This is a genomic window from Methylomonas sp. Kb3, assembly GCF_002834115.1.
GTDB classification, from domain to species: Bacteria; Pseudomonadota; Gammaproteobacteria; order Methylococcales; family Methylomonadaceae; genus Methylomonas; species Methylomonas defluvii.
Genome location: NZ_PIZT01000010.1, coordinates 41,903 through 65,657 on the forward strand (window position 1 = coordinate 41,903; position 23,755 = coordinate 65,657).

Sequence of the window (23,755 nt, forward strand, 5' to 3'; positions counted from 1 at the left end):
AGTGTCCGTTCCGTTAAACTTAATGGTAGTAACCCGTCTACCAAACATCACGACCGGATACCCCGAAACCCATGGTTTTAAAATTGCATACCGCGTGCCTGGGTTTATTACCAAGTTGCTTTAGGGTTTGTTGTTGGCTATCGGTAGTCGAAATTTGCTCAAATCAGGCGCACTGACCGGATTCTCACTATGCGGTGTGCCAGCCGGTACCCAATCGTAAGGTACCGGTTGGCCGCGATATACCGAGTTGTTGGCGGTGGCCCGGCCGGTCAAAGCATCCTTACCGGTACGAAAATACGGATTGATATATTCCCAGACTATGTCGCCGTCGGTTGTCACTTGAAATAAGCGTCCACTCTGGCCCTCGTCTATAAAAGTATTCCCGTTAGGCAAGCGGCGGGCAGCGCTGATATGGGTGCTACGAAACGACCAACTGGGGCCGCCGGAACTCTCGCCCGTGTATTGCCAGACAATTTCTTTCTTGATCGGATCTATCTCCAATACGCGCGAACCGCCGGTACGTGGCACGGGCGCCGGCGGATAACCGGCGATGCCTTGATTGTCGAACACTAATAAATTCCCGGCGCCGGGCAAGCCTTCCGGGATGATATGCGCATCGTGCTGGGCGCTGATTTGATCGACCGGGCGCGGCACCTTGCGGGCTTGTTGTTCTTCAATGGACGCGGCTGGGTAGTGCGGCCCCAGGTTCCAGACCACTTTGCCGGTCTTTCTATCAATAATGATGATGAAATTGGCGTTACGCGCGTCGATCAACAAATTATCCGGATGAAAGCGCTTATCGCCGGCCGTATACCAATGATTTGGGCCGACTACTTTCAGATTGTTGACATGCAGATAGTCGGTGATCTCGGCGTTGCGGACCAGTTTGAGTTCTGCCGGCGTAAAGCCGAATTCATTAAGATGTTCCGAGGCAATCCATTTCCAGACCACTTCGCCTGCCGGATTGACTTCATAAATCACATCGTCCAAAACCTGCGCTTGCTTAAACCCCTTAACCGGATGCACCAGGTTAGCTAACACCACCGTATTGCCGTTGGGCAATCTGGCCCAGTCATGATGTTGTTGCGCCGCGCCGCCGGGGGCTTTGTCGCCAAAACGCCACACGGTTTTGCCATCCCAATCCAGCTCGGCAATGGTTTTGGTGATTTTCTTGCTAACTTGGCCGGGTACCAGGTCTGTGCCTTTGCCTTCGGTGGTTTCCTGTGTCACAAACACATGTCCCAGTTTGCCGCCAGTCAATGCCGGGTTGATTAAAGTGCTGTGGCTGGCGGCATCCGGCCATTCGTGCACGGCGTTTCCGTTTAAATCGATCAAATGCGCGATGTTGTCGCCGCCGCTGAACAAAACAAATGAGTTGTAGGCTTTGCTGGGATCGTAGCGCGTGGTGCCAGTGGGAAAAACGCTCGGTCCCGATAATGCCGAGACGCTGAGGGCCGTGCCTAAGGCTATCAATGTGGCTTGTTGCCAAGTCTGGTGTTTACGCGATGCCCGGTTTTTTTTGCGTCCATGCGGGCTTACAGAGGGTCTGATTTGTGTCACTTTTTATTCCTTTATATAGGGGTGTTTGCTATTGCTTTTGGTGTTAAGCAATGATCAAGCCAATATGTTGTTTTATCCGGGTTGGTCACCAAAAATCTGGTCGCAAATAGTCACAAACTCTAAAAGGGTCGGTATTTCAAGGCTTTGTCATTAGCACGCCAGTGCTCACGCGCGGTATTTTTCCGGTAAGCCTTAGGGTAAACGGCAGAGGGGCTCGATGGATTTGGCCAAACTTGTTGAGCCAAGTGCAGGCCATCAGCAAAAAGTATTTGCAATTCAGCAGATGTCACTCAGACCAGCAGCAATGCTCGTTCAGCCTAACAGCAAAGGCCGTTCATGTCGCCAGCAGTAATTGTTTGAGTTTCAGCAGCGTTTGATAAAAACAGCGCGTGAATTGGCTGTTAATATTTCCGGTTGATCACGAGTAATTAATTTAAATGTTCATATAAAACAGTATTTTATAAATATATTTTCCGGGATTATTTCCCTTCAATGCGCATTTAATATTGCTGGCATGCCTATTGCAAAAACGATGTTAAAGCCGGATATGGTTTTAGACGGCACAGTATTAGCGTTAGTTTTTATCGATTTTTTTAACATTCGTTTAGGTGACACAGTGAGCGATAAATTAACAAGTGCTTTTTCAATAAGCGCTACTCGACAGGATGGGGTTCCTCAAGCAATCAGTGCGCGACGTAGATTATCGACCTGCGTCGCAATGGCTATCGCCGGTGTGTCCATGGCGTCTGCAGTCGATGTGGAAGCCGCACCGAAAAAAAACAGCAAAACCAAAACCGTCAACAGCAAAGTGGTCAGCGATTTGGAAGCGGAAAATCAAGCTTTGCGTCAGCAGCTTGCCGCCGCCAAACAACGAGAATTGGAGTTTATCAAGAAAGGCGCAGCGGGCACCGCAGCTGCCGGAACTACTAATGCCGGTGCACCAATCGCGGAAACAGTTGCCGCGCCGAACGAAGCGCAGGCAACCGAGTTAGCCCGGAACGATGACGATCAAAAAGCGGATTTGGGCGAAGTGGTAGTAAAGGCCAAACCCAAATTGGCGAAATTACACGAAGTCGCGCAATCGGTATCGGTGGTATCCGGCACCGAACTTAATCGGGAACTGTCCAGGGACTTGGGCGACATCACCCGCCGCGCGTCCAACGTGCAATTCAATCAAAACAACACGCGCGGCGCCTCGCTATCGGTGCGCGGTTTGGGGAAAAGAAGGTTTTACGGAAACCCAGGATCCCAGCGTCGGCGTGACGGTGGACGGTGTACCGTATGCCTTGACGCAGTTGGCTAACTTCAGTTTTTACGACGTGGAAGCGGTGGAAGTCACGCGCGGGCCGCGCGGTACCGAGGGCGGCTTGGCCGCAAGCTCGGGTAAAGTGAACGTCACCTCCAAATTGCCGACATTCGCGCCGACAGCGGAATTGTCCGCCGCTTATGGGCAACGGGAGTCCTTGATATTGCAAGGTGCTTTGGGCGGGACGGTGATCGATAATTTTCTGGCCTGGCCTGGCGTGGATCATTCATCGTCGATAAGGCGCGGGGTTTTTATGAAAACGAATACGACAGAAACTACACACTATATAACCGCGATCGCCTGAGCGGGCGCGCGCAGTTGCTGTTTACCCCAACCTCAAACTTAACGGCACGCTTTATCGCCGACTTCGAGCCGAAGCAACCACAGGTACAAAACGGTTTGACCTTCTATCATGATCAGCCTTTTCGGTTTGCCGACGGTAGTCTCACGGATAGAAACGGCACATCCGCCTACTCCAAACTCAATGGCTATTTCAGTCATAGCAACCAATTTGCGCTGACCGATACCACCAGTCCGGGGGCGATCAGCGCCGTCGGTTCAAGAGCGGCGGCCGGCCAGTACTTTGCCAACAGAGGGTTTACCTATAACGATTATATCGGCGGCGAACAACGCGGCACCGTCTGGTTCGATCAAAACAAAGGCCAAACCGTCAATAACCAGGGCGCAGCGGCGTTAATCGACTGGGAAGTCGGCAATCATGTGTTGAGCTCCAGAACCGGGGTGCGCGAATATCGCTTTGATGCGCACAACGACGAAGGTACGCCGTTTGACATCAGCGTCGATGGCGGCGGCGGGGTTAAATACAATCAATGGACGCAGGAATTTAAAATCGTCAACAAACCGGGCGGCTTTTTGGATTACAAGGCCGGCGTGATCGGTTTGTGGACCAAGGATAATGTGGACTCGAAAGCCGGCTGGGGCGCCGACGCCGGGGCCTGGTTTGCCACCAACGGCCAGTACAATGCTTTATATAGAAACGCCGGCACCAATCGCGGCGCCGGCGAGGCTATCCTGAAAGACCTGTTGCAGGATGCGCGCACCTTCGAGTCTACCGAGATTCGTACCCAATCCGGTGCCATATACGGCGAATCGGATTTGCACTTTACCGACAATTTCACCCTTACCGCCGGGGTACGCGCCACGCATGAAGACCGTACGTCGCGCAACTTTAAGAACATTGCCAGAAATGGCGTTGGTGGCGCCTTTAATCCAGTGGCGGTGCGTGATGTGGCCACCGGCGGTTTTAATTCCGATACGGCGCAGTCGTTTACCGTCGATCAGGATGGCGACGGGGTGATCGACAAAAATCCCGATGGGTCCAATAAAACAGTGACCAACACCTTCTACGGATCGACAAGCAATTACGGAAAACTCAACGCTGCGCAAACCGGCGTGGTAGCCGGCGATACTGTGGTGAACAGCGCCGAGCAAACCGCGCTGGCCGACTCCTTGGCGGCTCGATACTTTGGCGGCTCCAGCTATTCGGCGTTGACCGCCGCGCAAAAAACCATGGTCGCCAATGCCAAAACCTTGCGTGCCTCGCAAATCGGCCGTTTGAATCAAACCGTCGAGGATAACTACCGGGATGTACTGTATACCGCGCAATTGACGCCCAGCTACAAAATCAATGAAGACCTGACGACGTATTTGTCCTGGCAATACGGCGAGAAATCGGGATCGATTGCGCCGGTCAACGGTCTGCCGTTCACCGTCAAACCGGAAGAAACTCATGCCCTAGAGCTCGGTTTTAAATCCTTTTGGCTGGATAAGTCGGTGGTGCTTAATGTCGATGCGTTTGTCATGGATATTAAGAACTACCAGCAAGCGGTTCAGGTGGTGGACCAATTCCAAACCGAAGTCAACCTGGCGCCCGGTGGTTCCGGCCTGACAGCCTACGCCACGACGCAAGGCAACGTCGGTCGGGTGCGGGTGCACGGCGTGGAGTTGGACAGCGTGATCAACACCATTCCCGATTTGTCGATCCGTTTCAACGGCGCCTATAACGTTGCCGAATATCTGGATTACAAAAATGCACCTAAACCCGATGAGCTGGGTTATCTGACCGGGGATTACGTCGATATGACCGGCCAGTATCTACCCGGTGCTTCCAAATGGAACTTTAACGTCGGTGCCGAATATTCCAAGCCGATTTTCGAGAGCAAATACATAGCGCACACCAGCTTTAATACCAACTACCAAACCGAGTTCAATAATAGCGATACCTTATCGGCCTACGGTTGGGTAGGGGATAGAGCCAGAACGGACGCGGCGATCGGTATCGGTACCCGCGACAAGCACTGGGACTTGAGCCTGATCGGTAAAAACATCTTCAACGATAGAAATCACGAAATTGGCTGGAATTCCTATGCGCCGGATCCTTATCCGCGTTGGTTCGGTATTCAGCTAAGCGGGAAAATTTAAGATGGTAGGTTGACCAAAAAACACGCTTGACACCAGTTCGTAACCTGGAAATGAAACTGTTGATTGGCGGGCAGTTAGTCAGCAAAGGCTGATGACCTTTCAACAGTTTTTCAGCTGGCGGCGTTCTCATGATGTTAGCAAGATAGATAAATTGGGTCTTAAAGTTAGTTATTAAATTCAATTGTTTAAATCTCATTAATGGATGGCTAGGCGGATGTTTATCATCCTGTGGCATGGTCGTTGCGTAGAGCGTTACAGAAAGTTCGAATGGCGGACGCCGTCTTGGCGTTGGCTCGAATTGGTTTTTGTAACATTCGCATAGGTGAGATCGTGAAGGAAAATTTAATTGGGAGTCTGTCGGCAGACAGCATTGAATCGGTGAAAGTGCCGCTGCACATTAGCAATCGGCGCGGTTTGTCGGTATGTGTGGCAATGGCTATAGCGGGTGGTTCAATGCTGATTGCTAGCGATGCGACCGCCCAAACGGCGCCGGTGAAAAAAAGCGCGAAAAAGGCCGGCAATAAAGCGGTTGCCGATACCAAAGTGAACGATTTACAAGCGCAGGTTGAACGCTTGAGCCGGGAATTGGAAGCCTCAAAACGGCGTGAGCAGGATTTACTTAAAAGAAGTGTGGCGGCCGCGCCGGCGCCAGGTATTACCGATCCGGCTGCGCAAACCAGTCAGGAGCCGGACAATGTCGTAGCCGCCGCTGAGCCGGAGCCGGAAGAGAAAGCCGACGAGCCGCAAAACCTGTCGGAAGTGGTCGTAACGTCTCGGCGTAAGGAAGAGAAGTTGCAGGAAGTGCCGATTCCGGTGGCGGTAATCAATCGGGAAACGCTGGAGCGGGATAACGTGGTGTCGGTACAAGATTTTTCCCGGCGTGCGCCTAACTTGGGTGTGACCTCGGCCAATGCCCGGCAAACCAGTATTGCTTTGCGGGGTTTGGGCAAAAACAGCGGTAACGAATCCATGGAGCCCAGTGTTGGCGTGATGGTGGATAACGTCTGGCGGGCGTGGGCGGGGGCGGCGTGGGCCAACTTTGCCGATTTGGATCAAGTGGAAGTGTTGCGCGGTCCGCAAGGTACGCTGCAAGGTAAAAACAGCAACCTGGGTTTGCTGAACATTACCACTAAAGCGCCTTCATTCAAGAACAGTTATTACGTGGATGGCTTTGCCGGGGATAGGGATACCCTGCAAGGCAAATTCGGCGCTACCGGTACCATCTTGCCGGGTTTGTTGGCGTATCGCGCTTCCGGGTTTATCGATAAGCGCGACGGCTTTGTGAAAAATGTGGATGTGCATCGCAGTGAGGGGGATTTAGGTGAAACCAATGCGTTGGGCGGGCGTTTGCAGTTTCTGTTTACGCCGAGCGAAGATTTGAGCGCGCGGTTGATTGTCGATAAAACTGCCTCGACTCAAACCATGAGCGTGCAACCCCTCATCGCCGATCCTACGCGCTTTGACGATGGCACTCTGCGAACCACTACCTTCAGCAGCCGGTTAGCCAGGGATTGGTTCAATACCCTGCGAACCAATGGTCAACCGGTGACCGTGATTGGTGATCCTAGAGCGATGGCGAACAACGAAAGGCGCCAATCGCGCGGTGATGGTTCGGGTGTGTCGGCGGAAATAAACTGGGATGTGGCGGGACATCGGTTGACCTCGATTTCCGCTTATCGGGATGCGTTGTTTGAACCTAATCATGATGGCGAGTCAAGTACCGCAGACGTTGAACGGATTTCCGGTTGGACGGTTAAAAATGAGCAATGGTCGCAGGAGCTCAGATTGGCGTCTAAAGACCCTGGACCCATCGATTACCAGTTCGGGGTGTTTGCGATGCGTGCTATCGCCAATACCTTTAATCAACGCCTTTTTGGGGTGGATGCCGGCGCGTTCCATGCCAGCAATAGCCAGTACGCGCTGTTGAATGCCAGCCCAGCGTCCCGGCAATTATTGGCGGCGTCCATGCGCGATACCATGTTGACGCAAAACGTGGTGCCTGCCACCGATAGCTATGCCGGCTACGGTCAGATCAACTGGCATGTCACCGATGATGCGACCTTGACCTTAGGCTTGCGCAATACCTTTGAACGTCGGGAAAACACCGGTTATAGCCGGAATTTGGGCGGTGTGGATTTAGATGCTTTGGGTGCCTCCGTGGGTGCCAATGCCGCGCAGATTGCTGCGGCCAAGGCTATTCGCAGTAACCGTCTGGGTCCGGAATGGGATGCTCCGCGGCAAGGTTTCGATCAGAATTCGCAAAACTGGTTGATTAACCCCAGTTACAAAGTGAATAAAGATTTGATGGTCTACGGTTCGGTGGCCGGCGGTCAAAAATCCGGGGCTGCGCAGTTCAACTTTAACACTGGGGCTACGGAAAACGTCAAACCGGAAGATGTGATGGACTACGAATTTGGTTTCAAGAGCACTTTGCTGGATCGCAAGCTGGTATTCAACGTCAACTTGTATCAAACCGACATTCAAAGTTATCAATCGCAGTTGGTGGCGCCCGATCCATTACGGGCCGGTCAATTCTTGACGCAACTGGGCAATATAGGCGGTATTCAATTACGCGGTATCGAGTTGGAAACCAATTGGGATATTACCCAAGGGTTGAATGTGTTCCTGAACGGTTCGTATAACAAAGCCATTTACACCGACTTTGCCAACGCGCCGTGCCCACCGGAAGCGAATAACAGCGGATATTGCGATCAAACCGGCAAAACCATCCCGAACGCACCGGCGTTTACTGCCAACTACGGGATAGATTACCGGGCGCCTTTAACCTTTGGTTACGGTAACGACTACGGTTTGCAGTGGCATGCGTATTTGATCGACAGCTTTAAATCCGCAGCCAACTACAACGCCAGTTTGTCGCGCTATGGCAAGCAGGACGCCTATCACGTCACCGATGGCGGGATTGGATTGGGTACTAAAAATGGCAAGTACAACCTGGACTTGGTCGGTAGAAACATCTTTGACACCATCTACTTTACCAATGCCAGTAACTTTTCCGGTACCGGCGCGGCGAGTGCTTCATTCGGCGATGCGCGTTACTACGGTGTGCACTTTAGAGCCAAATTCTAATTTGTATACTCGCCGGGCGGCCAGAATGCCGTCCGGCAAACCGATTTATCGAAACATTTGCAAAGGAAATACTTATGTTATCTAAACACTTATATTTACTTGGTTTTGGCGCGTTGATTTACGGGGCGGCCGCTCATGCCGACGACCCGGTTACGCCGGCTATTCCCGGCGTCTCCGCCGGTGGCGTGGTAGCCGAGCTAATCAAGGATGGTTTTAACGGTACGGAAGGGCCGATAGCTTACAGCGATGGCAGTTTATTGTTCACGGAAACCCAAGCCAACAAAATTATACGCATCGGCTTGGACGGTAAAGTATCGACATTTCTGGAAAGCTCCAATGGCGCTAACGGTTTGGCTTTGACGCCGGATGGCGACATCGTCGCGGTACAAACCGTAAAAACCAAAGTGGGCGTAGTTTATCCGGCCAACAAGAAAAATACCTTGGCCGAAAATTATCAAGGCACCGCATTTCAACGTCCCAACGATTTAGTGCGCGCCAGCAATGGCGGTATCTACTTTACCGATAGCGGCACCCGGCCTAGCAAGGAAAATCCCAATCCGCCACCGTCGCATCCCGGCGTGTTTTACATTTCGCCTGGCGGAGATCTTAAACAGCTGGCAACGGACATCGAGCGTCCCAACGGTATTCAATTGAGCAAAGACGAAAAGGTGTTGTACGTCGCCAATACCCAAGGCGAACATATTCTGGCTTACGACATTGCCGCGGACGGTTCGATCCAGAATCGCCGCAATTTTGCCAAACTGGACGGTTGGAAAAAAGGCGAGGACGGTACGTGGTCCAGCGGCGCCGATGGGCTTGCATTGGATAACGACGGCAGATTGTATGTCGCTTCCAATTCCGGCGTGGAAATCATCGGTGCCAAAGGTGAGTTATTGGGTGTGATTCCATTACCCAAAAAGCCGCAAAATCTGGCCTTTGCGGGTATCGATAAGAAAACCCTTTATGTCGTCGGTCGCGGCGCGGCCTACAAAATTCCGTTACTGACTACTGGTATTAGCAGCCGGCCGAAATAGCGCTGTTTGGGTGAAGTACGCAATCGCTTCAACCGGGTTCTTAACATAGCGTCGCCATAGCCAATTTAAGGTCCCACCGCAACCATTCATCAAGCTCTCGTGGTGATAACCTCTAACGGGCAAGGATTGATCCTTAGCCCGTTTTTTTTGTCCGGCGTTTTTGCCGGGCTTCAAGTTTCGCAGATCGGGAGGGTACAAAGTTCCTGCCTGGCCTATCCGCACACTACTTTTCTAAATACCAAACAACGTTAAATGGTTGGCGCGGTGCTAGCCCAGCAACAGCCCGTGTTGCGACCCTGCTGAATTTCCATCAGTTGCTTGGGCTGTGCTTGAATGTTCAGGGATTTATCAAGTGTTATCGAGAGTAGTTTGAAATAAATATCACGTGTTAAATCAATGATTAACAAGCTAGTGATGGTTTTTTATGGCGGATATATTTCGAGTGGCATGCTAGTTGCCTTTTACCAAATGAGGAACCTTATTCAAGCGCGATAAACCGTGCAGTTAGCAACTAATAACAGGAAGACATAGCAATGAAAAACACGACCACAGCGGCTCTTTTGGCTCTGATCTTGGCGGCTCCGGTAGCGTTTGCCGCCGACGCGGACGCCGGTAAAAAAACCGAGGCGCCGGCCGCGCGGCCTTATACCTATAAAACCCCAAAATTGAATCGCGCCGAAATCGATGCCTTGCTCGCCAAGCCTGAGCAAGTGTTGTTTATCGATGTGCGCCGTCCGGATGAAATCAGCAAGATCGGTACGTTTCCGGTGTATTTGAACGTGCAAATCGATCAGCTGGATAAGGTTTTGCCGTTTATTCCCAAGGAACGCTCGATAGTCACCGTTTCCAATCACGCCGGCCGGGCCGGCAAATCCGCCGACTTGCTGGCCGAAAAGGGTTTCAAGGTGGTTGGTGCGATAGGTTCGCAGAACTATGAAGAAGAGGGCGGCAAGATTACCAAAATTGTCCCGCCCGCGCCTAAGCCCGAAGAACATGCCAAAGATCAAGAGCACGACAAAGGTCATAAGCACAAAGGTTAATTTCCGGATTGAAGCCGGGTGATGCCCGGTTTCGTTCCATCAAGCTGATATTTTGGAGGAATTCAATGAAAATCAAACTATATTGCGCGGTGGTCTGGGGGTTGGCGCTCGCGCTCTCCGATGCCGCTCAAGCAGCCGACGAAAAACCGGCCACCGAAGCGGCTTCGCCTGCCGGATCATCCAAGTCCAAACTCTGGTCGTATCAACCGGTTAAGGCGCCGGCTGTTCCCGATGTGCAACAGAAGGATTGGGTGAGAACCCCTATCGACGCTTTTGTGCTGGCACCTTTGGAAGCGAAAGGTATCAAGCCTTCACAGGATACCGACCGGGCGTCGTTCATCCGCCGGGCTACGCTGGATGTGTGGGGTGTCATTCCCACTCCGGAAGAAGTCGATGCGTTTGTTAATGATAAATCGCCTGATGCCTACGAAAAATTGGCGGACCGTTTGTTGGCTTCGCCGAAATACGGCGAGCGTCAAGGCCGTAAATGGCTGGATTTGGCGCGTTACGCCGACAGTACTGGTTTTCAAAACGATAACGACCGCTTGAACATGTGGCGTTACCGCGATTACGTGATCAATTCATTTAATCAGGACAAACCGTACAGCAAATTCATTCAAGAACAATTAGCGGGCGACGAATTGTGGCCGGGCGACGAACAAGCCTTGGTTGCCACCGGTTTTATGGCGCAATTCCCGGATAACAGCAACTCCCGCGACTTGGTGCAACGCAAATACCAAATTACCACCGATATTACCGATACCGTGGGCAAGGTGGTGCTGGGGCAAACCGTGGAATGCGCGCGTTGCCATAACCACAAATTCGACAAGATCAGCCAGAAAGATTATTTCTCGCTACAGTCGTTCTTTGCCAACATCGCACCGGTAGACAACATCCCCGCTAAAAAAGGCGAGGTTGAAAAAGCCTATGAACAACAGTACGCCAAATGGGAAGAGGCGACTAAAGATATTCGCGCCAAGAAAAAAGCCATTATCGATACGCATAGGGAAGAGGCGCTTAAATATCACAAGGAACGTTATTTGACTGACTCGCGGGAAGCGATCTTCAAACCCAAGGAGCAATGGAACGCGCGCGACCGTTGGGTAAACCATCGTTTGGCCAATGTGACCGACGAAGGTAGCTTGGAATCTTATTTCCGGGAAAAAGGTGAAAGTACCGATGCTAAAACTCGCGATCCAAAAATCGCCGAGCAATGGGCCGAGTTGGAAAAACTGGATAAAGAACTTAAAAAATTCAACGATCTGAAACCTACCACGTCTTCCAATACCATTTCGGCGATGACCGAACTGGGCCATCCGGATGCGCCGCCTAGTTATGTGTTTGCGGTAGGCGATCACGAAAAGCCATTGGAAGAAGTGCAGCCGGCGTTTCCGGAAGCGATTACCGACGAAAAACCGGACATCAAACCGTTGCCGTTTTCATCCGGCCGCCGGTCAGCGCTGGCGAAATGGATTACCAGTCCGACCAATCCTTTGACCGCTCGGGTGTATACCAACCGGATTTGGGATCAGTATTTCGGTAAAGGTATCGTTACCACCGTCAGCGATTTCGGTAAAGCCGGCCAAAAACCGACGCACCCCGAGTTGTTGGATTACCTGGCGTCCAAATTCGTCAACGACGGCTGGAGCGTGAAAAAACTGCACCGCGAAATCCTGCTATCCAGCGTTTATCGCCAATCGTCTGATTATCGCGAAGATGTGGCCAAAGCCGACGCCGAAAACCAGTTGCTGGCAGTGTTTCCGCGCCAACGTCTGGAAGCCGAGCAGGTCAGGGATTCCTTATTAGCCGCAGCCGGTAAGTTGGAAGAAAAAGTGGGCGGTCCTAGCGTGTATCCGCCGCTGCCGAAAGCGATTAACACTGCCAGCGGCAATTTCCAAGGCGATCCGGCCTGGAAAACCTCGAAGGATGTGCATGATCAGAACCGTCGCAGTTTGTACATCTTTACTCGGCGCAGTATTCCTTATCCGATCCTGGACTCCTTCAACATGGCGTCGCCGCAGGAAGCGCACAGCAAACGCGAGGTTACCACCACGCCGTTGCAAGCGCTGACCCTGTACAACAGCGAACTGATATTCGACTGGTCTAAATCCTTGGCTGGCCGGGTGATCAATGAGGCGGGTGAAGATGAGGAAGATCGGATCAGCAGACTGTATCAAATCTTGTTTGCGCGGCAACCGAAGGATGATGAAAAAGAGTCGCTGCAGGCCTTCTTGAATGAACAGGAAGCCATCATTCGCGCCAAGGCCGCGGATGGCAAGTTTGAAGTGAACGTGCCGGCGGGCGTCAAGGACAAGCCGCTGGGTGACCCTGTTAGAGCTGCTGCATTCGTGGATTTAGTGCACGTCGTAGCCAACTCCAACGAGTTTATCTACCGGTTTTAATACACCTAACGACTTGGTCTAAGTGGGCGTCTGCCAAATCGGCTGGCGCTTCACTTAAACCAAAATGGTTGCCGACACAAAATTATATTCAAGAGGTTTAGATAATGAACAACAAATCACGTCGCGATTTTTTAGTAAAAACCGGCTATGGCTTGGGCGGCTTGGCCGTCAGCGGTTTCCTGCCGGGCGGTGGCGTCATTGCCAGCGCCTTTGCCGATGACCCCGCCTTGCAAGCCTTGGCGGGTGCCAACCCTTTAGCGCCGAAAGCGCCGCATTTTGCGCCTAAAGCCAAAACCGTCATCTGGCTGCATATGTCCGGTGCGCCCAGCACGCTGGATTTGTACGACTACAAACCGCAATTGGTCAAACAAGCCGGGACCGGTATTCCGGCGTCGTTTTTGCAAGGTATCAAAACCAGTACCCAAGGCGGCATCACCAAATTGATCGCCACCAAACGCGACTGGAAACAGCATGGTCAAAGCGGCGCCTGGTTTTCCGATTGGTTGCCTAACCTAGCGGAACATGCCGACGATTTAGCCTTTATTAAATCCAGTGTGACCGTTGGCGCCACCCACGATATTTCTATCATGAAGTTGAACACCGGCGGTTTAAACCCCGGCCGGCCAACATTGGGCGCCTGGGTGCAATATGCCTTGGGTTCGGCAAACCCGAATCTACCTGCCTACGTGGTGTTATATAACGACAAACGCGAACCTCGCGGCGGTGTGACCAACTGGGAGTCCGGGTTTTTGCCGGCGGTGTATCAAGGTACGCCGTTCCGTCCCGGCAATTCGCCGATCCTGCATTTGAATAACCCAGAATATCTGGCTAACGCGGAAAAACGCCATGCGTTGGATCTGTTGAAACAGATCAACCAAACACATGCGTCTAACTATCCGACCGATAGTGAGCTGCAAGCTCGCACCGAATCTTATGAGCTGGCTTACCGCATGCAGGAAACCGCACCGGAAGCGGTTGACTTTAGCAAGGAATCCGAAGCCACTAAAGCGCTGTATGGTTTGAACGACGAAATCACCCGCCCATACGGCGAGTTGTTATTGCGTGCCAGACGCTTGACCGAGCGCGGTGTGCGCTTCGTGCAAGTCGTATCCGGCCCGACCGACATCAAAGGCGATAGCCGCGATTGGGACGCGCACCAAAACATCGAAGACAACCACAGTAAACATTCAAAAATTATCGACAAACCGATCGCCGGCTTGTTGAAAGATTTGAAAGCCAAAGGTTTGTTGGATGAAACCTTGGTGGTGTGGACCTCCGAGTTTGGCCGCACGCCATGGAGCGAATCCGGCGACGGTCGAGACCACAATCCTTGGGGCTACACCCAATGGATGGCGGGCGGCGGCGTCAAAGCCGGCTACACCCATGGTGGCACCGACGAGCTGGGCGTACAAGCTATCAAAGGTACCGAAGTGGATACCTATGACTTGCATGCGACGGTGCTGAACCAGTTGGGTCTGGATCACTTGAAGCTGATTTACAAGTATCAAGGCCGTTCGGAACGTCCAACCGTGGTGTACGGCAAAGTGATCAAGGAATTGATTGCCTAAGGTCGGGCTTTAGAGTCTTACCCGAAGGCGTGGCGCTTTCGGGTAAGCGATTCGCCGAGCCGGCTATTAGCCTGGTGTAACGCGAATTTGAATCAATGTGGACATCTCTGAAATTCCTTCTTTATCAAACAGGGCGTTAGGACGACGCTGTCAGGTGAGCGTTTATCCCGGCAAGGAGGCTGGGGCCAATGGACGGCAGACCGGATATCTCCCGGTAATACGCGCAGCCGGGCCTTTGTGGGGGCCTTGGGTGACAGTGTTTCGTCTGAGTCCTGTTTGGAGAAGAGGGAATTTTAGAGATGTTCCGAGAACATTATTTAATGCGGCGGGTAATGCCGCGACAGGGTTAACGATATGCGAAAGACGATTTATCTTTTCGGAATTGGCTTGGTTCTTAGCAGCAGCGCGGTGATTGCCGAAAGCGAATTCGATTTCGAAGAGTTAATGAATGACGTGGAAACCAAAATTCAGGAAGTGCAAAACAATATTGCCGCCAAGGACGCCAACACCGCGGTAACCCAAGCCAAGCAATTACAGGACGAATTCAAACTGGTCGAAGGATTTTTTGCCAAGCGTGGCAATGCCGACGATGCCACGCATAACGCCAAGGAATATCAGGACAAGGCGGCGAATATTCAGAATGCGCTGACGGCCGGCGATTTCGATACCGCTGCCGTTGCCGCCAACGACTTTTCCAAACAATGCCGCGGCGCCTGCCACGACAAATACAAACCCCTCTAATTGAAGCATTATGAAAAACTTATTTTTGAAAAGCCTCCTGCCTGCCGTATTTGCTTTGCCGGTGTTGGCCGCGCTCCCGGAAGGCCATCCAGCTCCGGATTTTCAAGCGCAAGCTTCCTTGGCCGGCAAGGCTTTTAATTACACGCTGGAAGAGGCTTTGAAAAAAGGTCCGGTAGTGGTGTATTTCTATCCATCCGCTTATACCGGCGGCTGTAATGTGCAGGCGCATAGTTTTGCGGTCAATCACGAAAAATTCGCCGCCGCCGGCGCCAGTATCGTCGGTGTATCACTGGACAGCATCGAACGCCTGAACGACTTTTCCGCCGTCCCCAATTACTGCGCCAGCAAGTTTCCGGTGGCATCGGATGCCGACGGCAAAATCTCCGGCAATTACGATATTGCCGTGAAAGCCGCCGCGCCGGGTAAAACCGATAGCCGGGGCGTGGAAATCAACCACGGCTTTGCCGAGCGCACGACCTTCGTGATCACGCCGAACGGCAAAATCGCCGCGACCTTGGGCGGCTTGAAGCCGGAAGAAAATGTCGCCAAAGCACTGGAAATCGTGGAAAAGCTCGCCGCTGAGCGACCGAAGGCGAACTAGGCATGGGGTTTTGCCGTTGGCTAAGTGCTGTGTCGCCCGAAACCAAACGCCGCAGAGCAAGGGTTCATTGGCGCCGCCGCAGTCCGTGGCTGGCAGTTAGTACCTTTGCCTTGTTGGCTTCGGCGAAAACCGTATTTGCAGAGCAGGGCGATGAACTTTCTTTGCAACGCATCGGCAACGGCAATCCGGTCGCCGGTAAACAAAAGTCGGCTGACGAACGTTGCCAGGAATGTCATGGTGAGGACGGCAACAGTGGCGATGTCAGAATTCCCAGCCACGCCGGTCAATACGCCGGCTATCTGGTTAAACAGCTCAGCGATTTTAAATCCGGCGCTCGCAATCACGAAATCATGAATGTGATGGCCGCCGATCTGACACAAGAAGACATGGCCGACATCGCCGCATATTTTGCCAGCCAAAAAGTCATGCGAGGCGAGCGGATCGCCGACAATCCGCTCGCTAAAAATTTGTTTGTAAACGGCGATGCGGCGCGGGATTTGCCGGCATGCGCCAGTTGTCACGGCGAAAACGGTAAAGGCAAGGTGGTGGATAACGTCATTTACCCGGTGATAGGTGGCCAGCGTCGGGTTTATCTGCGCAGTCAATTGACCAATTGGAAGCTGGGCGAACGCAAAAATAGCCCGGAAGCCGTGATGAACAAGGTCGCCAAGTCTTTAAACGACGACGAGCTGAATGCCTTGGTCGAATACCTATCGGGCTTGTAAGCAGAGGAGTGTGCCGCCGGAAGCTTATTCCCATCCTTTTTACGGAGTTGATATGAAACGTTTTTTCCTGGGTAGCGCACTATTGCTGTTAGTCGCGTTCTCGGCACTGGCCGGCTTGCAAGAAGGCGATGTGGCACCGGATTTCCAGACCCAAGCCTCGTTTGCCGGCAAGCCGTTTGCCTATTCCTTGAAGGAAGCGCGCGGCAAAGGTCCGGTGGTGGTGTATTTCTATCCGACCGCTTACGGGCGCGGCTGCAATATTCAGGCAAGAACCTTTGCGATCAATCACGACAAATTCGCCGCCGCCGGTGCGACGATTGTGGGCGTGTCTTTGGATAGCATCGAGCGGTTGAACGAGTTCTCGGCCGATCCTGATTACTGCGCCAGTAAATTTCCGGTGGCCTCGGATGCGGACGGCAAGATCGCCAATGCTTACGGCTTGAGCGTGGATGAATCGAAAACCGGGCGCTTGGACAGCCGCGGCGTACAAGTCAATCACGGCGCTATCGCCCGGACCACGTTTGTGGTGGCGGCGGACGGCAGGATCGTCGCCAGCGTCGGCGACTTGCAACCGGCCGAAAATGTCGAAAAGGCCCTGGAGATTGTGCAAGGTTTGGGTAAGTCCGCGCAGGCAGGTCAATATGGGTTTAAGGAAGGGTTTAGGGGGCGAAGTGCAAAGTAGTTTTCAACGGATAGTGTCATCAACAAAGGGCGTTTAGGAGGGCGGCAATGAAAAAGTCTTTGAATTGGTTGTTATATGAAACCCATCGCTGGCTGGGGGTGGTGTTGGCTTTGTTCATGTTTTTCTGGTTTTTTACCGGCATCGCGATTATTTATTCGACGCCGACCACACAAAGCCGCAGCCAGCAATTGGCGCACGCGGAAAGCCTAGCACCGGAAGTAGGCTGGTTGAGCCTTGGCGAAGCCTGGGACCGCAGTGCCGAACAACGCAAGCTGTTTGCCGTGCAACATCAATCCAAGCCGGCCAACATGGGCGAACATGGCGCGCAAGCAAAAGCCGAGATAGGTAATAGCGCCGAACAGACTGCCGGTATAGCCGATGCCCGCTTGGTAAGACGGAACGACGAGCCGTTTTGGCTGGTGGAAGATACCCAAGGCGCGCGTTTTGCGTTGTCCGCACTGGACGGCAGCTTGCGCGAAACTTCAGTGGAGCAGGCGTTACGCATCGCCGACGACTGGTTCAAGCGCGAGGGTATTAACCATAATTTGCAAGTAGTGGAAACGGTGGAAGCGCCGATTATTCTGCGCAATCAGGAGGCTTTGCGGCCGTTTCATCGGGTAGCTAGTGACGACGGCGACGAGTTGTTGATTTCGGCGCGTACCGGCGAAGTGCTGCATGCTTCGACCCGCGTCGATAGGGCGTTTTACTATGCCGGCAACTGGCTGCATTTATTCAAACCTCTGGAAGCTATCGGTCTGGGGCAATATCGCCACGATGTGCAATTATGGTCGGGCTTGGGCGCGACTATTGCGTGCATCACCGGTTTGATTATCGGTTGGTTGCGCTGGCGGCCGGGATTTAACGGCAAGCCCACTTACTCGCAAGGCCGCACGCAACCCTACCGCGAGTTTTGGTTTAAATGGCATTTCTGGAGCGGTTTGATCGGCGGGACCGTGGCGCTGTCTTGGGCGCTGAGCGGATTTATCGATACCAATCCCGGCAAATTATTTTCCGAAGCCAATCCGTCCCGGCAAGAGCTGAACCGTTATTTGGGCAAGGTGTTACCCGACGCGATGCGCAATTGGCAACCCGGCCCGCTGAATACGGCCGAGGGTAAGGACATCGTCGAGTTGGGTTGGCGGCGTTTGGGCGGCGAAGCGGTGTTATTGGCCTATGGTCGCGATGGTCAGCGATTGCCGCAAGCGGTGGATGGGGCGGTTCACCAATTCAATAAAATCTCGGTAACCGAGGCGATTCAGCGTGTGGCAGAAGATATGCCCATCGCCAGCCAGGAATTGCTGGACGATTACGATAGCTATTATTACCCGCGGCATTATCAAAGCTTGGTGGAAAAGCCCCTGCCGGTGGTAGCGGTACAGCTGGCGGACGCAGCCGGCACACGGTTTTATCTGGATCCGCAAGACGGTAGCTTGTTAGCTAAGCTGGATCGCAGTCGCCGGGTGTTTCGTTGGCTGTATTCGGGGTTGCATCATTGGGATTTCGGTTGGCTGTATCACCGGCCGATCTGGGATGCCTGGATGTTGACTTGGGTGGGTTTCGGTTTGGTATTGGGCGCCAGTTCGCTGGTGGTTGGATGGAAAAGACTGGTCAAAACCTTTAAGCCAAAAAAACGCAAGGCGGCCGGACCGCAGTCGGCGCTGGAACTGGCTACGGAAACCCGTAGTTAAGATAAATGCTCGGTAACGCCAGGATAATTGGCGTTACCGATACGTTTAGATATAAGGCCCGAGAACCAAGATGGTTTTATAGCGGCTTTTTCGCACTTCCTCACATTGAAAATGCTGTTAAAAATAGGTTGGCATGTCCAGCGCGAATATTTGAGGTCAAGACTGTATGCCGCCTTGACCCCAAAATGGTAGGCTAAAATCGCCGAGAAGTGCACTGCAACCGTTTTAGGGTTGCCGTTAACCTATCGATTTCCTCGTAAGTGTTATAAAACGCCAACGAGGGTCTTACGGTACTTTCCAAGCCAAAGCGGCGCAAAATGGGCTGTGCGCAATGATGGCCGGAGCGCACGGCGATGCCGGCCTCATTCAAGGCTTTACCAATATCTTGAGTGCTATGACCGTCTATCACGAACGACGCCACGCTGGTTTTTTCCGGCGCGGTGCCGATCAACCGCAGTCCGGGAATGGCCTGTAACGCATGCATGGCGTAAACCAGCAACTCATGCTCGTAGCGGGCTACATTTTCGATACCGATCTTGTTTAGGTATTCCAGCGCCGCACCCAAACCCACCGCATCGGCAATATTGCCGGTGCCGGCTTCAAATTTGGCGGGTGCCGGTTGGTAGACGGTTTTCTCGAAGGTGACGTCTTCGATCATATTCCCGCCGCCTTGCCAAGGTTGAGTAGCCTCCAGAACTTCCGCCTTGCCGTACAGCACGCCGATACCGGTCGGACCGAAGATCTTATGTCCGGAGAATGCCAGCCAATCGCAATCCAAGGACTGTACATCAACCTTTAAATGCGACACCGATTGCGCGCCGTCCAGCAATACTTTAGCGCCGGCCCTATGAGCCAGTTCGATCATTTCTTGCGCCGGCGTGACGGTGCCCAAGGCATTAGAGACCTGGGTAAACGACACCAGCTTGGTTTTGGCATTCAGCAGTTTTTGATATTCGGACAAAATCACTTGGCCGTTATCATCGACCGGAATGACTCTGAGTACCGCTCCGGTCTCCGCGCACAATTGCTGCCAGGGCACGATGTTGGCGTGATGTTCCAGCCAGCTGATGACAATTTCGTCACCCGCGCCAATGTTTTGCTTGCCCCAACTTTTGGCAACCAGGTTGATGGCTTCGGTAGCGCCACGCACGAACACCACTTCATCGGCGGACGAGGCATTGATAAAACGCGCGACGATTTGTCGTGCGCCTTCATAGGCATCGGTAGCTCGTGCCGCTAATTCATGCGCGGCCCGGTGGATGTTGGAGTTTTCGTGCTGATAAAACTCGGAAATCCGATCAATCACTACCTGCGGCTTTTGCGTGGTCGCGGCGTTATCCAGCCAGGCCAGCCGATAACCGTTTACGCGCTCTTGCAAAATCGGAAAGTCTCGCCGCACTGCATGCACATCAAATGGCGGATGCGCAGAACCTAAACCCGGTATTTGCGCCGCGCGAGCCAATGCCGATACGTCGTTTAAAAAATAAAACGATGAAGCGCTGGGCGTGGTGGGTTGGCTTTTACCAAACGGTGTGGCAAGGGCCGTTTGCAAATCCGCTGTACCAGGCAAAGCAAAACTGCGTTGCACCAGGGCTGAGATAGCCGTGTCGTCAATGCCGGGCCGGGAGTCGAAACCGGAGCTGACGTTATTAAACGGTACGGCAGTTGCCGCCGAGACCGGCACGGTATCGATGGCTTCGCCAGCATTAGGCACTTCCAGGAAAATCTGATTGGCCAAGCGCGTCAATTCGGCGGCATCCGGCAAGCCCGCGGGCACGGTGCCGCCGCTCAGCGCTTGTTGCGCCAGGCCAGCCAGATCACTGTTATTGGTAGTCATAGTAGTTGCCTATTTCGACGTTCTCCAATACGCCGATGGCGTCCTCGGTCAACACCGCCAGCGAGCAATACAGCGATACCAGATAGGAGGCGATAGCTTTGTGGTTGATGCCCATGAAACGCACGGACAGGCCCATGCTCAGTTCGTCGGTCAGATTGGGTTGATACAAACCGACTACGCCTTGACGGCTTTCGCCGGTGCGCAACAACAGGATGTTGGTTTTGCCGTTGGTGATTTTTAGCTTGTCGGTCGGAATCAAGGGCAGGCCGCGCCAGGTTAAAAATTGCGAACCGAACATGGAGATGGTAGGTGGCGGTGTGCCGCGGCGAGTCGCTTCACGGCCGAACGCGGCGATGGCGCGTGGGTGGGCCAGGAAGAAAGCGGGTTCTTTCCAGACTCGGGCAATCAACTCGTCCAGATCGTCAGGAGTTGGCGAGCCTTTGCGGGTTTGGACTTTTTGCGCAGGCGCGACGTTGTTTAACAAGCCGTATTCGGCATTGTTGATCAGCTCGCTTTCTTGACGCTCTTTGACGGTTTCGATGGTCAGGCGCAGCTGCTCGTGGATTTGGTTGTAAGGGCTGCTGTACAAATCAGCGACGCGGGTGTGAACGTCCAACACGGTGTTGACCGCGTTCAAGCGGTATTCGCGGCCCCATTCTTCGTAATCCACATAGGTTTGCGGCAGCACTTTTTCGTCCAGGCTCGAGCAATCAACGGCGATGCTGGTTTCGCTTTTAACTTTGTTGACCCGGTAAATACCCGCTTCGACCGGCACCCAGTGCATCAAATGCACCAGCCAGCGCGGGGTGATGGTACCCATCATGGGCACGGTTTTGGTAGCGTTGGATAAGGTGCGCGCAGCGACGTCGCCTAACGCGGTATGGGCTTGATGAATGTCTGACATGGTGATTTTCCTTTCTTAGTGGGTGGTGGTTGGTTAAAGTGTTTTTGCTGACGGATTAATCAATGTTGGTTTGAAAAAGCGCCGATTTGCCGTTGAGATTAAATCTCGCCGCCGCCGGCAAATACTTCGGTCCGATTCTGGCCCTGGCTTACCAGGCTGTCCGGCGGCACGCTGTGGGTGAGCCAGACGTTGCCGCCTATCGTCGAACCCCGGCCTATCGTGATGCGGCCCAAAATAGTGGCGCCGGCGTAAATCACCACATCGTCCTCGACGATGGGGTGGCGGGCGTTACCCTTGACCAGAATGCCGTTGTCGTCCTTGTCAAAGCGTTTGGCGCCCAGCGTGACCGCTTGATATAAACGCACCCGCCGGCCAATGACCGCGGTTTCGCCGATTACCACGCCGGTGCCGTGATCGATAAAAAAGCTGTCGCCGATTTGCGCACCCGGATGGATGTCGATCCCAGTGGCGGAATGCGCAACTTCGCTGATCACGCGCGCCACCAACGGCAGACCCAATTGGTACAGCACATGCGCTAGTCGGTGATGAATCACCGCGGTGATGCCTGGATAGCAAACCAACACTTCATCGGCGCAACGCGCGGCGGGGTCGCCCTCGTAGGCAGCTTGAATATCTGTGTCGATCAATTGCCGCACAGCAGGCAACTGGGCGGCAAACTGCCGGGTGATGTCTGTCGCTTGGCTGCGAGTATCCAGGGATATGCCTTGCTGTTCGGCGACAAATTGCAATTCCAGGCCGATTTGCCGTTGCAATTGCCGCAGCAGGCTATCCAGCGTGTGGCCGACGAAATAATCGATGCCCTCGTCAGTCAGGTCGGGCATTCCTAGTCGGTTTGGGAATAGCGCCGCGCCCAAGTTGTCGATGATCTGGCTCAAAATCTTACGGGAAGGCAATTTGGGCGGATGTTCGCGGCGGTGGCGGTTTTCCAGGGATTGCAGGCGCAGTTCGCGCAGTTCTGCAACCAGAGCATCGATTTCCCAGCGTTGGCCGTGTTCGCTTAAGGTCATAGCGCTACACCTTGCGGATCGAACAGGCCTTCGAACAAGGCCGAGCTCAAGTAGCGCTCGCCGGAGTCCGGCAAGATGACGACGATGGTTTTGCCTTCGTGTTCCGGACGCTTGGCCACCCGCACCGCTGCAGCCACGGCTGCACCACAGGAGATCCCGGCCAAGATGCCTTCCTCGCGCGCCAGACGGCGGGCATAGGCTATGGCATCGTCGTTACTGACCAAGGCAATTTCGTCAACCAAGGATAAATCCAGCACATCCGGCACGAAGCCGGCGCCTATGCCTTGAATCTTGTGTGGTGCCGGTTGTAGCGGTTCGCCGGCTCGGAATTGGCTCAGTACCGGGCTGGCCTCGGGTTCCACCGCAATGGAAACGATAGGTTTGCGTTGTTTGAATTTGATATACCGGGATACGCCGGTAATGGTGCCGCCGGTGCCGACGCCGGAGACTAAAATGTCGATGGCACCGTCACTGTCGGTCCAGATTTCCGGGCCAGTCGTGAGTTCGTGGATGCTGGGGTTGGCGGGATTTTTAAATTGTTGCAGCAGTACATAGCGGTCCGGATCGGACGCGGCAATTTCTTCGGCTTTGGCTATCGCGCCTTTCATGCCCTTGGCGCCTTCGGTGAGGACCAGTTTGGCGCCATAAGCCACCAATAATTTGCGCCGTTCCAGACTCATGGTTTCCGGCATGGTGAGCGTTAGTGGAATGCCGCGCGCGGCGGCTATGAAGGCTAGGGCGATGCCGGTATTGCCGCTGGTGGGTTCTATCAGTTCTTTGCCGTCGGTCAGCAAGCCGCGTTGCTGGGCGTCGTTAATCATCGCCGCGCCGATGCGGCATTTCACGGAATAGGCTGGATTGCGGCCTTCGATTTTAGCCAGCAAAGTCACCGGCGCGCCGTCGGTAATGCGGTTTAGCCGGACTAATGGGGTTTTGCCTATTGATTGCGAGTTATCTGGATACCAATGCGTCATGACGGTATTACTCCCTGTCGGATTTCTGCGGGCCAAAAAAAAAGCCAGCAGCCTGCTTATCAATTCAGGCGTACTGGCTTCCGGTGGTCCGGTCAGCGATTTTTTTTAAAGTACTTGGTTTAAACGAAGGCTGTCA

At 53.4% G+C, this 23,755-nt stretch carries 19 protein-coding genes; 14 read left to right on the forward strand and 5 right to left on the reverse strand.

The annotated features are described in order from the left end of the window. Positions 1 to 120: 120 nt before the first annotated feature. A complete protein-coding gene (locus CWO84_RS07540; RefSeq protein WP_205800355.1) occupies positions 121 to 1,560 on the reverse strand; it encodes an aryl-sulfate sulfotransferase in 1,440 nt (479 codons plus the stop codon). Positions 1,561 to 1,777: 217 nt separating this feature from the next. On the opposite strand from CWO84_RS07540, the gene CWO84_RS25155 reads away from it, so the two are divergent. From CWO84_RS25155 to CWO84_RS07605, 14 genes are all read left to right on the forward strand, one after another. Then, complete coding sequence (locus CWO84_RS25155) at positions 1,778 to 1,912, forward strand: hypothetical protein (RefSeq protein WP_276308150.1); 135 nt, start codon at positions 1,778 to 1,780, stop codon at positions 1,910 to 1,912. 366 nt (positions 1,913 to 2,278) lie between these two features. Then, the gene (locus CWO84_RS07545) at positions 2,279 to 2,863 is read left to right on the forward strand and encodes a Plug domain-containing protein (RefSeq protein WP_205800356.1); all 585 of its coding nucleotides are present in this window, start codon (positions 2,279 to 2,281) and stop codon (positions 2,861 to 2,863) included. Next, positions 2,826 to 3,170, forward strand: coding sequence for a hypothetical protein (locus CWO84_RS07550; RefSeq protein WP_101052223.1), 345 nt, complete (start codon positions 2,826 to 2,828; stop codon positions 3,168 to 3,170). Before CWO84_RS07545 ends, CWO84_RS07550 begins: the two co-directional genes overlap by 38 nt. Positions 3,171 to 3,184: 14 nt before the next feature. Further along, a complete protein-coding gene (locus CWO84_RS07555) occupies positions 3,185 to 5,308 on the forward strand; it encodes a TonB-dependent receptor (protein WP_165786287.1) in 2,124 nt (707 codons plus the stop codon). A 330-nt stretch (positions 5,309 to 5,638) separates the two neighbouring features. Next, complete coding sequence (locus CWO84_RS07560) at positions 5,639 to 8,395, forward strand: TonB-dependent receptor (protein WP_240617995.1); 2,757 nt, start codon at positions 5,639 to 5,641, stop codon at positions 8,393 to 8,395. Positions 8,396 to 8,469: 74 nt separating this feature from the next. Further along, on the forward strand, positions 8,470 to 9,429 hold the full coding sequence (locus CWO84_RS07565; RefSeq protein ID WP_033156403.1) for an SMP-30/gluconolactonase/LRE family protein: 960 nt from the start codon (positions 8,470 to 8,472) through the stop codon (positions 9,427 to 9,429). Positions 9,430 to 9,962: 533 nt separating this feature from the next. Next, on the forward strand, positions 9,963 to 10,469 hold the full coding sequence (locus CWO84_RS07570) for a rhodanese-like domain-containing protein (protein WP_101052225.1): 507 nt from the start codon (positions 9,963 to 9,965) through the stop codon (positions 10,467 to 10,469). A gap of 65 nt (positions 10,470 to 10,534) precedes the next feature. Then, positions 10,535 to 12,871, forward strand: a complete 2,337-nt coding sequence (locus CWO84_RS07575; protein ID WP_101052226.1) for a DUF1549 and DUF1553 domain-containing protein — start codon at positions 10,535 to 10,537, stop codon at positions 12,869 to 12,871. Between the two features lie 104 nt (positions 12,872 to 12,975). Then, entirely contained in the window at positions 12,976 to 14,439 is a 1,464-nt protein-coding gene (locus tag CWO84_RS07580) for a DUF1501 domain-containing protein (protein ID WP_101052227.1), read from the forward strand. Positions 14,440 to 14,793: 354 nt separating this feature from the next. After that, complete coding sequence (locus CWO84_RS07585) at positions 14,794 to 15,180, forward strand: hypothetical protein (RefSeq protein ID WP_033156401.1); 387 nt, start codon at positions 14,794 to 14,796, stop codon at positions 15,178 to 15,180. A gap of 10 nt (positions 15,181 to 15,190) precedes the next feature. After that, entirely contained in the window at positions 15,191 to 15,781 is a 591-nt protein-coding gene (locus CWO84_RS07590) for a peroxiredoxin (protein WP_101052228.1), read from the forward strand. A gap of 2 nt (positions 15,782 to 15,783) precedes the next feature. After that, entirely contained in the window at positions 15,784 to 16,506 is a 723-nt protein-coding gene (locus tag CWO84_RS07595) for a c-type cytochrome (RefSeq protein WP_051669914.1), read from the forward strand. 52 nt (positions 16,507 to 16,558) lie between these two features. Further along, positions 16,559 to 17,188 carry a peroxiredoxin gene (locus CWO84_RS07600; RefSeq protein ID WP_051669912.1) on the forward strand — a complete coding sequence of 210 codons (630 nt, stop codon included), beginning with the start codon at positions 16,559 to 16,561 and terminating at the stop codon, positions 17,186 to 17,188. 47 nt (positions 17,189 to 17,235) lie between these two features. Continuing rightward, positions 17,236 to 18,876, forward strand: coding sequence for a PepSY domain-containing protein (locus tag CWO84_RS07605; RefSeq protein WP_033156399.1), 1,641 nt, complete (start codon positions 17,236 to 17,238; stop codon positions 18,874 to 18,876). A gap of 193 nt (positions 18,877 to 19,069) precedes the next feature. Here CWO84_RS07605 and CWO84_RS07610 read toward each other — a convergent pair whose 3' ends face one another. From CWO84_RS07610 to cysK, 4 genes are all read right to left on the reverse strand, one after another. Next, on the reverse strand, positions 19,070 to 20,713 hold the full coding sequence (locus CWO84_RS07610; RefSeq protein ID WP_033156398.1) for a family 2A encapsulin nanocompartment cargo protein cysteine desulfurase: 1,644 nt from the start codon (positions 20,711 to 20,713) through the stop codon (positions 19,070 to 19,072). After that, positions 20,700 to 21,617, reverse strand: coding sequence for a family 2A encapsulin nanocompartment shell protein (locus CWO84_RS07615; protein WP_020481377.1), 918 nt, complete (start codon positions 21,615 to 21,617; stop codon positions 20,700 to 20,702). The genes CWO84_RS07610 and CWO84_RS07615 overlap by 14 nt, the downstream gene beginning before the upstream one ends. Before the next feature lie 98 nt (positions 21,618 to 21,715). Further along, complete coding sequence (gene epsC, locus CWO84_RS07620) at positions 21,716 to 22,645, reverse strand: serine O-acetyltransferase EpsC (RefSeq protein WP_101052229.1); 930 nt, start codon at positions 22,643 to 22,645, stop codon at positions 21,716 to 21,718. Next, positions 22,642 to 23,619, reverse strand: a complete 978-nt coding sequence (cysK, locus tag CWO84_RS07625) for a cysteine synthase A (protein ID WP_033156396.1) — start codon at positions 23,617 to 23,619, stop codon at positions 22,642 to 22,644. The genes epsC and cysK overlap by 4 nt, the downstream gene beginning before the upstream one ends. Positions 23,620 to 23,755 lie beyond the last annotated feature (136 nt).

Bases quoted from the DNA above. Each gene is read 5' to 3' on its own strand.
- CWO84_RS25155 (WP_276308150.1), top strand. From the start codon at position 1,778: ATGGATTTGGCCAAACTTGTTGAGCCAAGTGCAGGCCATCAGCAAAAA.
- CWO84_RS07545 (WP_205800356.1), top strand. From the start codon at position 2,279: ATGGCTATCGCCGGTGTGTCCATGGCGTCTGCAGTCGATGTGGAAGCC.
- CWO84_RS07565 (WP_033156403.1), top strand. From the start codon at position 8,470: ATGTTATCTAAACACTTATATTTACTTGGTTTTGGCGCGTTGATTTAC.
- CWO84_RS07570 (WP_101052225.1), top strand. From the start codon at position 9,963: ATGAAAAACACGACCACAGCGGCTCTTTTGGCTCTGATCTTGGCGGCT.
- CWO84_RS07575 (WP_101052226.1), top strand. From the start codon at position 10,535: ATGAAAATCAAACTATATTGCGCGGTGGTCTGGGGGTTGGCGCTCGCG.
- CWO84_RS07580 (WP_101052227.1), top strand. From the start codon at position 12,976: ATGAACAACAAATCACGTCGCGATTTTTTAGTAAAAACCGGCTATGGC.
- CWO84_RS07585 (WP_033156401.1), top strand. From the start codon at position 14,794: ATGCGAAAGACGATTTATCTTTTCGGAATTGGCTTGGTTCTTAGCAGC.
- CWO84_RS07590 (WP_101052228.1), top strand. From the start codon at position 15,191: ATGAAAAACTTATTTTTGAAAAGCCTCCTGCCTGCCGTATTTGCTTTG.
- CWO84_RS07595 (WP_051669914.1), top strand. From the start codon at position 15,784: ATGGGGTTTTGCCGTTGGCTAAGTGCTGTGTCGCCCGAAACCAAACGC.
- CWO84_RS07600 (WP_051669912.1), top strand. From the start codon at position 16,559: ATGAAACGTTTTTTCCTGGGTAGCGCACTATTGCTGTTAGTCGCGTTC.
- CWO84_RS07605 (WP_033156399.1), top strand. From the start codon at position 17,236: ATGAAAAAGTCTTTGAATTGGTTGTTATATGAAACCCATCGCTGGCTG.
- CWO84_RS07610 (WP_033156398.1), bottom strand. From the start codon at position 20,713: ATGACTACCAATAACAGTGATCTGGCTGGCCTGGCGCAACAAGCGCTG.
- CWO84_RS07615 (WP_020481377.1), bottom strand. From the start codon at position 21,617: ATGTCAGACATTCATCAAGCCCATACCGCGTTAGGCGACGTCGCTGCG.
- epsC (WP_101052229.1), bottom strand. From the start codon at position 22,645: ATGACCTTAAGCGAACACGGCCAACGCTGGGAAATCGATGCTCTGGTT.
- cysK (WP_033156396.1), bottom strand. From the start codon at position 23,619: ATGACGCATTGGTATCCAGATAACTCGCAATCAATAGGCAAAACCCCA.